This window comes from Trichocoleus sp. Lan (genome assembly GCF_039961855.1).
Taxonomy (GTDB): domain Bacteria; phylum Cyanobacteriota; class Cyanobacteriia; order Cyanobacteriales; family FACHB-T130; genus FACHB-T130.
The window spans coordinates 60,942-73,223 of record NZ_JAMPKA010000016.1 but is presented as its reverse complement, the minus strand read 5'-3'; the positions used below and the strand labels follow the sequence as shown (position 1 = coordinate 73,223).

At 52.1% G+C, this 12,282-nt stretch carries 11 protein-coding genes; 7 read left to right on the top strand and 4 right to left on the bottom strand.

Annotated elements, in window-relative coordinates:
* Positions 1–109: 109 nt before the first annotated feature.
* The 4 genes from NDA03_RS15580 to NDA03_RS15565 all read left to right on the top strand — a co-directional run bounded on the left by NDA03_RS15580 (position 110) and on the right by NDA03_RS15565 (position 5,210).
* Positions 110–1,096: a xanthine dehydrogenase family protein subunit M gene (locus NDA03_RS15580; RefSeq protein ID WP_190432558.1), complete on the top strand. Its 987-nt coding sequence runs from the start codon at positions 110–112 to the stop codon at positions 1,094–1,096.
* The gene (locus NDA03_RS15575; RefSeq protein WP_348238526.1) at positions 1,093–3,318 is read left to right on the top strand and encodes a xanthine dehydrogenase family protein molybdopterin-binding subunit; all 2,226 of its coding nucleotides are present in this window, start codon (positions 1,093–1,095) and stop codon (positions 3,316–3,318) included. Before NDA03_RS15580 ends, NDA03_RS15575 begins: the two co-directional genes overlap by 4 nt.
* A 132-nt stretch (positions 3,319–3,450) precedes the next feature.
* Positions 3,451–4,584, top strand: coding sequence for an XdhC/CoxI family protein (locus tag NDA03_RS15570; RefSeq protein ID WP_348238525.1), 1,134 nt, complete (start codon positions 3,451–3,453; stop codon positions 4,582–4,584).
* On the top strand, positions 4,581–5,210 hold the full coding sequence (locus NDA03_RS15565; protein ID WP_348238524.1) for a nucleotidyltransferase family protein: 630 nt from the start codon (positions 4,581–4,583) through the stop codon (positions 5,208–5,210). The genes NDA03_RS15570 and NDA03_RS15565 overlap by 4 nt, the downstream gene beginning before the upstream one ends.
* Positions 5,211–5,247: 37 nt before the next feature.
* Here NDA03_RS15565 and NDA03_RS15560 read toward each other — a convergent pair whose 3' ends face one another.
* The gene (locus NDA03_RS15560) at positions 5,248–5,721 is read right to left on the bottom strand and encodes a GNAT family N-acetyltransferase (protein WP_348238523.1); all 474 of its coding nucleotides are present in this window, start codon (positions 5,719–5,721) and stop codon (positions 5,248–5,250) included.
* A 227-nt stretch (positions 5,722–5,948) separates the two neighbouring features.
* On the opposite strand from NDA03_RS15560, the gene NDA03_RS15555 reads away from it, so the two are divergent.
* The 3 genes from NDA03_RS15555 to NDA03_RS15545 all read left to right on the top strand — a co-directional run bounded on the left by NDA03_RS15555 (position 5,949) and on the right by NDA03_RS15545 (position 8,751).
* Positions 5,949–6,935, top strand: a complete 987-nt coding sequence (locus tag NDA03_RS15555; protein WP_348238522.1) for an aldo/keto reductase — start codon at positions 5,949–5,951, stop codon at positions 6,933–6,935.
* A gap of 138 nt (positions 6,936–7,073) precedes the next feature.
* On the top strand, positions 7,074–8,138 hold the full coding sequence (locus tag NDA03_RS15550; protein WP_348238521.1) for an aldo/keto reductase: 1,065 nt from the start codon (positions 7,074–7,076) through the stop codon (positions 8,136–8,138).
* Positions 8,139–8,355: 217 nt separating this feature from the next.
* Positions 8,356–8,751, top strand: a complete 396-nt coding sequence (locus NDA03_RS15545; protein ID WP_190411571.1) for a VOC family protein — start codon at positions 8,356–8,358, stop codon at positions 8,749–8,751.
* 785 nt (positions 8,752–9,536) lie between these two features.
* Here the strand turns inward: NDA03_RS15545 and NDA03_RS15540 are convergent.
* From NDA03_RS15540 to NDA03_RS15530, 3 genes are read right to left on the bottom strand one after another with little or no spacing between them, the layout of a single operon-like run.
* A complete protein-coding gene (locus NDA03_RS15540) occupies positions 9,537–10,178 on the bottom strand; it encodes a response regulator transcription factor (protein ID WP_190411570.1) in 642 nt (213 codons plus the stop codon).
* The gene (locus tag NDA03_RS15535) at positions 10,175–11,104 is read right to left on the bottom strand and encodes a trypsin-like peptidase domain-containing protein (RefSeq protein ID WP_348238520.1); all 930 of its coding nucleotides are present in this window, start codon (positions 11,102–11,104) and stop codon (positions 10,175–10,177) included. The genes NDA03_RS15540 and NDA03_RS15535 overlap by 4 nt, the downstream gene beginning before the upstream one ends.
* A gap of 1 nt (position 11,105) precedes the next feature.
* Complete coding sequence (locus NDA03_RS15530; RefSeq protein ID WP_348238519.1) at positions 11,106–12,068, bottom strand: trypsin-like peptidase domain-containing protein; 963 nt, start codon at positions 12,066–12,068, stop codon at positions 11,106–11,108.
* Between the last annotated feature and the right edge of the window lie 214 nt (positions 12,069–12,282).

Genomic DNA, 12,282 nt, shown 5'->3' with positions numbered 1-12,282 from the left:
GGATATGGATTTCAACGGATTGAAATAGGTTTGAGCGGTGAAGCCGGAAATTTATTTCATGGCTCTTAAGTCAGTGCCATTCAACTTAAACCCATGCACAGGAGTTTTAATGAAACCTTTTAGTTATGTGCGTGCTACTGAAAAAGGCACAGCCATTCAGACAGTTGCGGGGGATCGGGCAGCGAAATTTATCGCAGGCGGCACTAATTTAATCGACTTGATGAAAGGAGGCGTAGCGCAGCCTGACCAACTGGTAGACATCACCCGGCTACCATTGGCAGACGTGACGGCAATCTCGAATGGCTTACGCATCGGGGCGATGGCACGCAACAGCGACGTGGCAAATAATCGGGTGGTGCGCGATCGCTATCCGTTACTTTCTCAAGCGTTACTCGCTGGCGCGTCACCGCAACTGCGGAATATGGCAACCATCGGCGGCAACTTGATGCAAAGAACGCGCTGCTACTACTTCAACGATTCGACGATGCCGTGCAACAAGCGCGAACCCGGTTCCGGTTGTTCGGCGATTGAAGGGTACAACCGCATTCACGCGATTTTCGGTGCCAGCGAACAGTGCATTGCAACGCATCCCTCGGATATGTGCGTGGCGCTGGCAGCCCTTGATGCCGTGGTGCGCGTTGAGGGGCCGAACGGAGAGCGACAAATCCCCATCAGTGACTTTCATCGCTTACCGGAAGATACACCTCAAATCGACACGGTGCTTCAACATGACGAACTAATCGTTGCGGTTGATTTGCCCAATTCACCCTTTGCCGAGCGATCGCACTATTTAAAAGTACGCGATCGCGCTAGTTATGCCTTTGCCCTGGTTTCCGTCGCCGCTGCCCTCGATATCGACAACGGCACCATTAAAGCGGCGCGAGTCGCGATGGGGGGCGTCGCACATAAGCCGTGGCGGGCGGTTGAGGCGGAGAAAATTCTAGTTGGTGCAAAAGCGAACGAGCAAACCTTTGCAGCAGCAGCAGAGGCAACAGTTCGGGAAGCCCAACCCCAAAAATACAACCGATTCAAAGTTGAAATGGCAAAACGAGCGATCGCGCGGGCACTCACAAAAGCAGCAGGAGGCACCGTATGAGTCAATCTGAGAATGCAACCAACCAAGCTGTGGGCAAGCCGATAAATCGGGTGGATGGACGCCTGAAAGTGACCGGCGGTGCCCACTACTCAGCGGAAATCCCCTTGGAAAATCTCGCCTACGCCGTCACTATCGGCAGCGCGATCGCCCGTGGGCGGATTAAGAGCATCGACACCCGTGCGGCGGAACAGTCCCCTGGTGTCCTGGGCATCTTAACGCACCTCAACCCGCCTAAACTCCTTCCGGTTGCCACCTTGTTCGGGGGTGGGGCTGCCGCCGAAAACCGCCTGGTGCTGCAAGAGGCAGTTGTACATCACGTCGGACAGCACATCGGCGTTGCGATCGCCGACACCCTAGAAAACGCCACCCACGCCGCATCCCTCGTCCGCATCGATTACGAAGCCGAAACTCCGGTGGTGGAGATGGAAAAGGCGCAGACATACGCGCCGAAGTCCGTGTTTGGCAAACCGCCAGAGACGATACGCGGCAATCCGGCGCAAGCGTTAGCCGATGCTGAGGTGCGGATTGAAGAAACTTACCGGACGCCCACCGAACACCACAACCCGATGGAGACGCACGCGACAACTGCCGTGTGGGAGGGCGATCGCCTCACCATTTACGACGCAACGCAGTATAACTTCGGCGTGCGTCAGGCAATGGCGACGACGTTTGGCATCCCCGAAGAGAACGTGCGCGTCGTGTGTCAATTCATCGGCGGCGCGTTTGGCGGCAAAGGTTTGGTTTGGCCTCACGTAACGCTGGCAGCGATCGCTGCCCGTCAGGTTCGTCGTCCCGTGAAATTAGTTTTAACCCGCGAACAGATGTTCACCACGGTCGGGCACCGGGCGGAAACCGAGCAACAAGTCGCACTGGGCGCAACCCGCGACGGTCGCCTCACCGCGATCGCCCATCGGGGCATCTCCCATACTTCAACGTTCGAGGAATTCCTCGAACCGTACACTGTGGGAACCCACATGATGTACGCCACTCCCAACTTGCAAGCAAAGCAAAGTCTCGTCCGTCTCAACAAGGGAACGCCGACCTTTATGCGTGCCCCCGGCGAAAGTCCAGGGATGTTCGCCCTCGAATCGGCGATGGACGAACTCGCTTATGCCTTGAAACTCGACCCGATTGAGTTGCGCCTCCGCAATCATGCAGACATAGATCCCAGCAATAACCTGCCTTGGTCGAGCAAGTCGCTCAAAGAATGTTACCAACTCGGCGCAGAAAAATTTGGCTGGTCGCGGCGCACTCCCGAACCGGGTTCGATGCGGGACGGTCGTTACCTAATCGGCATGGGAATGGCAAGCGCCACGTACCCCGTGAATCACTTCCCGGCTAGCGCGAGAGTCCGTATTTTGCAAGACGGCACCGCCTTGGTGCAGAGTGGTTCTCAAGAGATGGGGACGGGTACGGCGACGGTGATGGCGCAAGTCGCCGCTGACGCCCTTGGTTTGCCGGTTGAGCGAGTGCGATTTGAGCTGGGAGATACCCAGTTGCCCCGTGCGCCGATATCGGGCGGATCGGCGACGATGGGAAGCGTGGGGACTGCCGTGCATGAAGCGGCACAAGCAGCCCGTAGGAAGGTACTGGAGTTGGCACGCACGGATGCTAGTTCGCCGCTTTACAACGTCCCGGAAACGGACATGGCGATTGAGGGCGGACGCCTGTTTCGCAAGAGCGATCGTAACCAAGGCGAAACTTACCAAGCGGTGCTGACGCGCCAAAATTTGCCGCAAGTCGAAGAAAGCTTTGATGCCAAGTTTAGCCGCGCCGAGAAGAAGTATTCCATGCACTCCTTCGGCGCTCAATTTGCCGAAGTGCGCGTCGATCCTGACTTTGGCGAAGTGCGCGTAACCCGCTTTGTGGGAGCCTTTGGGGTGGGACAGGTAATCAACCTCAAAACAGCGCGATCGCAAATGATTGGCGGTATCGTCATGGGGCTAGGTATGGCACTACTAGAAGAAACGGTGACAGACTCCCGTACCGGACGCATCATCAACGCCAATTTGGGCGAGTACCACGTACCTGTCAACGCAGACATCCCTGCAATTGAGTCGTACTTCGTCGAAGAAATCGACCCGTACATTAACCCGATTGGAGCCAAAGGCGCAGGCGAAATTGGCATCACTGGCGTGGCGGCGGCGGTGGCAAACGCTGTCTATCACGCCACCGGCAAGCGCATCCGCGACCTCCCGATTACACCGGATAAGTTGCTGTAATCTGTCTTAGAACCTAACCCCCCAGCCCCCTTCCCTACCAGGAAAGGGGAGCCATATTCAAAGCCCCTCTCCGTGTCGGAGAGGGGTTTGGGGAGACGTCAGTCCGTATTGGCTCAAACTGCAAAGCGCTCTATGAAAGAATTACAGGAGATTGTTGCCGCATTTGCAAAAGCCAAAAATTGCGGCAAGACAGTAGCGATCGCCACCATAGTCAAAGTCAGTGGCTCTACCTACCGGCGACCGGGCGCTCGAATGCTGATAACTCTAGAAGGTGAGAGAATCGGCTCAATTAGCGGCGGTTGTCTGGAGAATGACGTTTTTGAACGCGCTCAACAGGTCATCGCGTCCGGTCAACCCATGTTGGTGAACTACGATACGACCTCCGACAATGACATTGTTTGGGGGCTGGGACTCGGTTGCAAGGGAATGGTACAGGTTCTGATTGAGCGCTTAACTCCAGAGAACGAGTTAAGTCCGATGACCTTTCTGGCAGAGTGTCTGCATCGGCGGCAAGTGGGAGTTCTGGCAACGATATTTCACATTGAAGGTCACATAAAGGCAGAAGTCGGAACCCATTTAATGCTGCATCAAGATGGCACAATTTTCAGTAACCTCGAAGATGCCGATTTGAGTGCAGACATCCTCGAAGATGCCCGTGAAGTGCTTGATAAAAATTGCTCGCTTTTTAAAGCGTATCCCTTACTGGGAGGGAAAGCAGAAGTTTTTATCGAAGCGATTCAGCCACCTGTTTCGCTGGTCATTTTTGGCGCGGGTGACGATGCCATCCCGCTTGTACGCTTGGCGAAGGAATTGGGATGGTACGTAACAGTCATTGATAGCCGACCTGCCAATGCAAAATCAAACCGATTTCCCAGCGCCGATGAAGTCATTTTGTCTCACCGAGAAATCGTCAATGAAACCGTAGAAATTGATAACCGCACGGTAGCGGTGGTGATGACCCATAATTATCTTCACGACCTAGAAATCCTGAAAACACTCTTGCCTTCTCCCGTGCAATATTTAGGCATTCTTGGCCCTAAAAGAAGAACCGAACAGTTACTTCTTGAGCTAAAAGAACAGGGAATTCAGCTTACAGAAGCCCAACTTCACCGCTTGCATGGCCCTGTTGGACTGGATATTGGGGCTGATACACCGGAAGCGATCGCACTCTCAATTGTGGCGGAAATTCAAGCGGTTCTCGCCAATCGTTCCGGCGGGTTATTAAGAAACCGCCAGCAACCAATTCACAACCGGAGTACCGGATGAATGCGCCTGTCGTCGGTTTGATAATTCTGGCAGCAGGAGCATCCACTCGCATGGGGATGCCAAAACAACTGCTGTTGTATCAAGGGCGCAGCTTCCTGCGCCACACCGCAGAAATTGCGATCGCTTCCCGCTGTCAACCCATCGTTGTCGTTTTGGGTGCAGATGCGGAACGAATGAAGCCGGAAGTTAACTTATTACCCGTCCAAATCGTAGAAAACCCACAGTGGGCGGAGGGGATGAGTTCTTCGATTCGGGTGGGTATTGAAGCGCTGAGTAATTTAAATCAGAACATAGAAGCCGTTACGATCGCTCTTTGCGATCAGCCTTTCATCTCTTCCCAACTACTCAATCAAATCGTGGAAGCTTATCAGGTGACGCGCCGACCGATTATTGCTTCAGAGTATGCAGGAAGCTTGGGCGTCCCCGCTTTGTTCAGCCGCACCTTGTTTCCAGAACTCATGAGCCTGAAAACTACCGCAGGTGCAAAACAAATCATTAAAAAATATTCCGCCGAAGTCTTTCACATCCCCTTCCCGGAGGGTGCTATCGACATCGACACGCCAAAAGATTACCAGGAATTTCAAGTGATCGCTGATGAGGCTCTACAAAGGAGGACGGGTATTTAGCAAATATCAAAATGAAAGATGGTGCATTTTTTACTTTTTAAAGTATTTTCTCCATGAACACAGTACAGTGACCCTCGTTGTATCGGTCAATAAAATAGAAGCCGAGCCGCTGATAAAGCTTCAGAGCTTGTGCTTGTTTTTGTTCATCAATCGTATCCAGCCTGACTTTCTTATAACCTGTAATTCTGGCAAAATCTAAGAGCATCTGAGCCATTTTCGTCCCCAACCCTCGTCCTCGATAATCTTTAAGAAACCACATTCTCTTTAGTTCGCAGATGTCGTCGCTCAAATGCCGAATTGCGCCACTACCAACAACCCGCTCCTCATCAATCAGCACCAAGAATGTGCCCTTATTGTCGAAGTAGTGCGATTGCACGTCATCTATATCAGACATGGCATCGTAACGCCTAATCACTTCTTCAGGAAGCTGCCATATTTCGTTGCAAACCGCGATGATTACGCGCTTGACTTCTTCAACTTGGTGTGATTGTATCGGTTTGATTTCTATCATCTGTTTTTCTGCCGTTAAGTATAAACGGGACAGATTATAAGTTTGAGATCCTTAAAGTCGATGTGCAACCGCTGAGTAAAGCCCCACCAAGTGTGAAGGCGGAAAACCGATTGCCAGTTAGGAAAAATGTCTATCTTAAGACGTATCCCCAAGCAAGTGACAAAACATCGTTCCCTGCGTAGACTGAGCGCAAGTCAATCAGGCAAACTTTAACAAAGAAATTAGCGATGAAGATACGACAGTTAGGACAAAGCGATCTCACCGTCTCGGCAATCGGTTTGGGTTGCATGGGAATGTCAGATTTTTACAGCAACCGCGATGATACTGAATCAATTGCCACCATTCATCGGGCGCTGGAGTTGGGGCTAAATTTTCTCGACACGGCTGATATGTATGGGCCATTCAAGAACGAAGAATTAGTTGGACGAGCAATTAGCGATCGCCGCGACTCTGTGGTTCTCGCTACTAAATTCGGCATCGTTAGCAGCGAAGACCCTAACGTTCGCGGTATCAATGGCAAACCGGAGTATGTTCGCTCAGCCTGCGAAGCGAGTTTGCGTCGTCTGGGTGTAGAGACGATTGACCTCTACTACCAGCATCGAGTTGACCCCAATACTCCCATCGAAGAAACCGTCGGTGCGATGGCGCAACTGGTTCAAGAAGGCAAAGTCAGATATTTAGGACTCTCGGAAGCCGGATCGGAAACCTTGCGTCGTGCTTGCTCCGTACATCAAATTACCGCATTGCAGAGCGAGTATTCCCTGTGGAGCCGCGATCCAGAAGACGACATTCTTGCCACCTGTCGAGAGCTTAACATTGGCTTTGTTGCCTATAGCCCGCTCGGACGGGGCTTTTTGACCGGGCAGATCAAAAGCTTTGATGACTTGGCTGCTGATGATTACCGCCGCAACTCACCGCGTTTTCAGGGCGAGAACTTTCAGAAAAATCTGGAACTGGTACAACGGATTGGCGAAATTGCCCAAGAAAAAGGGTGCCGACCAGCGCAGCTGGCTCTTGCTTGGGTGCTGGCGCAGGGTGAAGACATTGTTCCCATTCCCGGAACTAAGCGACGACAATATTTGGAAGAAAATACCGCTGCGCTGGAAGTGAATCTGACACCAGAAGATTTGCAGCGCATCGACGAAGTGGCCCCCAAAGGCGTCGCTAGCGGCGGACGTTATCCGGAATCGATGATGAGCATGGTAAACCGCTGACATTTTTTATCAACGGTTTCTGCTACAAAGATGCTTGTGACAGGTCAAAGTTACTGCGTGCAATCCTGAAAGCGGTTAATTCCGAGCCATCAGATTTTTTGTCCATGCTAAAACTCCCTTCGTTCTACGAGGAAAACCATGAGATACAAGCTATTAGGAAAGAGTGGATTAAGAGTTTCCGAACTCTGCCTTGGCACAATGACTTTTGGTGAAGACTGGGGCTGGGGCGCATCCAAAGATGAAAGCCGCCAAATCTTTGATGCCTTTGTGGAAGCAGGCGGTAACTTTATTGACACTGCCAACGGCTACACAGAGGGCACCAGCGAGAAAATGGTTGGTGAGTTCATTGCCTCAGAACGGGAACGCTTTGTCGTTGCTACCAAATACTCATTTCCCTTGCACATGAGCGATCGCGCGGGCAATCCCAATGGCAGTGGCAACCATCGCAAGAACATGATGCAGTCGCTAGAAGGCAGTCTGAAACGCCTGAAAACTGACTACATTGACATATACTGGCTGCACGCTTGGGACTTTATGACGCCTGTAGAGGAAGTGATGCGTGCCTTCGATGACATGGTACGCTCTGGCAAGGTTCTCTACATTGGCATTTCTGACGCACCCGCCTGGATTATTTCCCAAGCAAACACGCTGGCGCAGTGTTACGGCTGGACGCCGTTTGTAGCGCTGCAAGTCGAGTACAGTTTGATTCAGCGGACGCCAGAACGCGACTTGCTACCGATGGCAAAGGCATTCGACTTGGCAATTACGCCGTGGTCGCCCTTAGGCGGCGGTGTGCTAACGGGCAAGTACAATCAGCGCACCCAGAGCAACAGTGGCGAACAGGGGGGCGAACAGGGGCGAATCGGAACGATAGGGGGGAATATTTCCGAGCGGAATTTAGCGATCGCTGACGTTGTGTGTCAAGTTGCCGAAGAAATTGGGCACACGCCTTCACAGGTGGCGCTGGCTTGGCTAAGCGCTCAAAGCAGCGTCATCATCCCGATTATCGGTTCTCGAAAGGTTAGCCAGATCGAAGATAATCTGGCTTGCCTAGATGTCCATCTGACGCCAGAGCATTTGCAACGCCTCAGTGAGGTGAGTCAGATCGATCTGGGCTTCCCCCATGACTTCCTGAGTAATGACACGATCCGCGATCGCCTTTATGGCGGCACATTCAACTTAATCGACAATCATCGCAGCTGAAACCAGGGTAAGGAATAAATCAATAAACCCATGCTATTTCCTGATAATTTCCAATGGCGATCTAATTCACCTTGCAGAATTTACGCTAAAGCCAGAGAATCAGGAATGCTTGGGGGAATTGGAGCGGGAATCTGTAATGTTAAGGTTGCAAAATCCAGAACGAAACGATTTTTAAATCTCCCACAAAAATGTATCGCTTAAATAAGGTGAAGTTGCCATGAAAGTTAAATCTGCATATACAAGGCTTCTGGTTACTGATATTGAAGCTTGCTTTCTGTTCTACCGAGATGTAATGCAATTCAAGGTAAATGTAGAAGATTTCACGAGCGGATATGCTGAATTTGAAGCGGGAGATATGAAGCTGGCTTTATTCAGGCGCAAGGAAATGGCAGAGATGATAGGCAACGATCAGAAGCCCTCCAGTGCCGAATGTCAAGACAAAGTTGTATTAATTTTCACAGTACCTAACTTGGACGAAGCCTATCACGAATTAAGACATAAAGACATCGAATTTACTACAGATCCGATGACCAACCCATACTATGGAATGAAGACAGCCTATCTTCGAGATCCTGATGGAAATCTTATCGGTTTATATCAATTTTTAGACTGATATAAAAGAGCCAGTCTGGTTAGCGATTCCTACGCTAATGATTGTGCGATCGCTATTTGTATTTTGGGCCTGCCGTCAGCATTACAAAAAAAGCGCTGCCCCTGGATAGCAGTTTATCTCAGCGTTCGGAAACCAAAGGCAAACCAGATTCCGCATCCCTCTTAGGTGCGGCTTGCTGACGGACACAGTGCCTTCGATACCTTTAAAGAACTCCTGACACAAGGCGGTGCAGGTTTAATCGAACCCATGTGAAATGAGCCAATATCCTGGCGTGCTACCGATCCGAGAAGAGGACTTTCCAGCGAATAATGTAGCTGAAGAGAGAAGATCGCAACTTTAATCTGGCGAACTGACTTTTTCCGCCCTTGTTGTCCCAGCGCTAACTATCGGTCTCCAAACCCCCATTGCTCCCCTAAATCGAAATATAAAATTACAGTTTTCCGTGTTCCGAAATCTGTAAATTGTTCCACAATTAAGGGAACCTCTATTAAGGAATTGTTATGGGCAAGGAAAAGGAAAAGGGTGGCAAAGAAGCCAAAAAGCCTAAAAAGGAATCTGACGGCACTAAGAAGCAGAAGAAAGATCCGAATAGACATGACGGACCACCAGGAGGGAAGTAAACCGAGCTAGACGAGTTCCGTCTTCATATGACCCGCCCCACTTGTAGGATACGGTTGGCATCCCGATCTAACCTCTCCCTAGCCCCTTCCCTAGCAGGGAAAGGGGCTAGGAAATTCGATTTGCCAAGCATGGCGCTTTAAGTTGATAGCCACGACCTCATTTGCTTACAACATAATCAAACCCAACCTCGCACCCAGAGTCACCGCCTCAGTTCGGCTGGAAGCGTTGAGCTTTTGAAAGATTGATGATACGTGAAACTTGACGGTATGCTCAGAAATGCTCAACTGCTTGGCAATGTTCTTGTTCCCCATTCCCAGCGCCAGCATCCCTAAGACCTCGATCTCCCGTGGTGTCAGCGCCTGAATCGGGGAAGCAGGGAGTCGGCGTGCGGAGGACTCTCTGAGAGGCAGCAGAGAATCCATAAAGTCTGGATGCAGCACCATCAGCCCCAGCGCTGCTGTCACCACAGTTGCTACAATTTCCTCAGCCGTTGCCGTTCGCGGTAAGATTGCCCGCACGCCGACTTGCAAAACCGACTCTAGCCAAGTGCTGTGGGGGTTGTTCGCTAAGATGACAAGTGCCGGAGATTCTGCACCAAGCGCGAGTAATTTCTCTTCAGCCGGATCGTCATCTGAGAAGGAATAATCCAGCAACACCACATCGGGTTGTCGTTCCTCAAGCAGCTGCACCAGAGTGTCTGTGCTAGAGGAACTACCGACGATTTCCAGCAACTCAGAGGTGCGGATGATGCTCTCCAACCCCGCACGCACGATGGGATTTTCGGCTGTCACCACGACCGAAATCACGCTGACTTCACCTCTGGAAAGGTTGGTTCGATAGTGTCTTGAGGAGCAGATGCGATCGCGTAGCACCGTCTTCCAGAACGCAGAAATTCAAACGCTAGGGGCTTTCCGGGTTCGGCATCCTTGAGAATGCTGAGCAGATCGTCAGGGGTATGAAAAGATTCACCGCCCACGCCTATTAGCACGTCGCCCATTTGAAGACCCACCGAGGCAGCTAAACTCCCCGGAGCAACTTCCAACACTAATAAGCCCAAAACACGCTGATTTTCTAACCGAAGCAGCACGGGACGGAGAGTGACGCCCAGAGAGAGTGGGCGATCGCGTTTGAGAAATCGTTCTACTCTCTTACTGGGGATTGCCAACGCTAAACCATTGGCAATCATCGTGTTAATTGCGATCGCTCGCCCCCGTGCATCGGCAAGCAAACCCCCAGAATTTCCGGGTGCTAGCCGAATATCAGCCTTAACCCATCTTTGAGTGCTGAAGTCATCGGTGGCGTTAGTCGCGTGGATAATGCCCTTGGTGAGTGCGCCGACTAGACCCAGAGGATTTCCCACTGCCAGCACCAGTTCGCCGACTCGGAGAGCCTCAGAGTCGCCAACCGTGACGGCGGGAAGGTCAGTTGCCTCAACTTGGAGTGCGGCTAAATCCTGTCTGGAGTCGATATCAGTGCGGATAGCCTCAATGACTCGTCCATCCCAAAGTTCCACAATCGCCCGGTCGAAAGGGGCGACATGAGCGTTGGTGATAATCAAACCTTGAGAATTCCAGATTACACCCGATCCGCCACCCCCGCGACTGCTGCGGACTTGTACGGTACAACGGCGTAGTTGTTCGGCGATTTGCGACAACTCCAGGGCAATCTCTGCACTTGCACCTGTATTTTCTAGGGTTGCGATCGCGAAGCGCTGACTGGTCAAGTTCGCCATCTTAATCCTCCCTCGCCGGTCGTTCGCCAACGGTGAGTGCGACTTCCAGGGGCGCACCCCCCCGAACCAGCTGCACTTTCAGAGTTTTTCCGACGGTTTCCGTCCCCAACATCGCCTGCACGTTCCCCGTGTCGCTGACCGGATTGCCATCGATTGCGACTAGCACATCGCCAATCAGCACCCCAGCTTTATCCGCAGGACCATTCGGCTCAACGTTGATAACAATCACCCCACCATTAGAAGCCAGAGAAAGCGCACTCTTCAGCGTATCGGGCAAGCGAACCGGCTGCATTCCCAAACCCAGGTAGCCGCGTGCAATCCGTCCTTTGGAGAGCAACTGATTGACTACCCGGTTCACCGTAGAGGCGGGAATGGTTAAAGCCATATTGCGAGGCCCGGAGGTATTCATGCCTGCAACTTTACCGGCTGCATCGACCATCGGCCCGCCGGAGAATCCGGAGTAGAGGGTTAAATCGAGACGCACAAATCGATCGATCGAACCACCGCTCATACTACGCCAAGCATCCCCAATCGCGCTCACCACACCCATAGAGGCACTGACGCCGTTCTCAGTCCCTCGTCCGAGTGCAAGTGCCAGATGACCGACCTTTAGCGTTGCCGCATCGCCAATTTCCGCAACCGGGAATTCGATGTTTTCTAGCTTCAGGACAGCGACATCGGTGCTAGCGTCACGCCCCAGGATGGTAACGGGGACTGTCCGACCATCGGGTAAGGTGACGGTGATTTCCTCTTCGCGCTTGATGGTTTCGTCAGAGGTGACGATGATACCGGGTCGCCAGTGGATACCGCTTGAGGAGGAATTCCGCCTTAGCCATCCTCTTCTCCCGTGGGAGGTTCGCCCATTGACTGCAACAACTGAGGCACCGACTCGCTCAACAGTATCGGCTAAATTGTTGGACAGAGCCAGCAAGGTGCTGGATATCTCCGATGAAGATAAAGACATTCCATTTCTCCCATGCGATCGCTTTTACGGGACAGCTGCCAATCCGGTTCGGTAAACTCCCTCAACCCCTCTCCATCTCTCCCTAACCCTCCTCGCGGGGGTAGAGAAGCGGGTTCGGGGGTGAGGTCTGCCCGATTTAAACCGAATTGCCACTTCCTGCTGATATCGTGCCGTTTTCAAAAGACGGGCGGCATCGGAGAAATGGGGAGAACCC

Bases quoted from the DNA above. Each gene is read 5' to 3' on its own strand.
- NDA03_RS15580 (WP_190432558.1), top strand. From the start codon at position 110: ATGAAACCTTTTAGTTATGTGCGTGCTACTGAAAAAGGCACAGCCATT.
- NDA03_RS15575 (WP_348238526.1), top strand. From the start codon at position 1,093: ATGAGTCAATCTGAGAATGCAACCAACCAAGCTGTGGGCAAGCCGATA.
- NDA03_RS15570 (WP_348238525.1), top strand. From the start codon at position 3,451: ATGAAAGAATTACAGGAGATTGTTGCCGCATTTGCAAAAGCCAAAAAT.
- NDA03_RS15565 (WP_348238524.1), top strand. From the start codon at position 4,581: ATGAATGCGCCTGTCGTCGGTTTGATAATTCTGGCAGCAGGAGCATCC.
- NDA03_RS15560 (WP_348238523.1), bottom strand. From the start codon at position 5,721: ATGATAGAAATCAAACCGATACAATCACACCAAGTTGAAGAAGTCAAG.
- NDA03_RS15555 (WP_348238522.1), top strand. From the start codon at position 5,949: ATGAAGATACGACAGTTAGGACAAAGCGATCTCACCGTCTCGGCAATC.
- NDA03_RS15550 (WP_348238521.1), top strand. From the start codon at position 7,074: ATGAGATACAAGCTATTAGGAAAGAGTGGATTAAGAGTTTCCGAACTC.
- NDA03_RS15545 (WP_190411571.1), top strand. From the start codon at position 8,356: ATGAAAGTTAAATCTGCATATACAAGGCTTCTGGTTACTGATATTGAA.
- NDA03_RS15535 (WP_348238520.1), bottom strand. From the start codon at position 11,104: ATGGCGAACTTGACCAGTCAGCGCTTCGCGATCGCAACCCTAGAAAAT.
- NDA03_RS15530 (WP_348238519.1), bottom strand. From the start codon at position 12,068: ATGTCTTTATCTTCATCGGAGATATCCAGCACCTTGCTGGCTCTGTCC.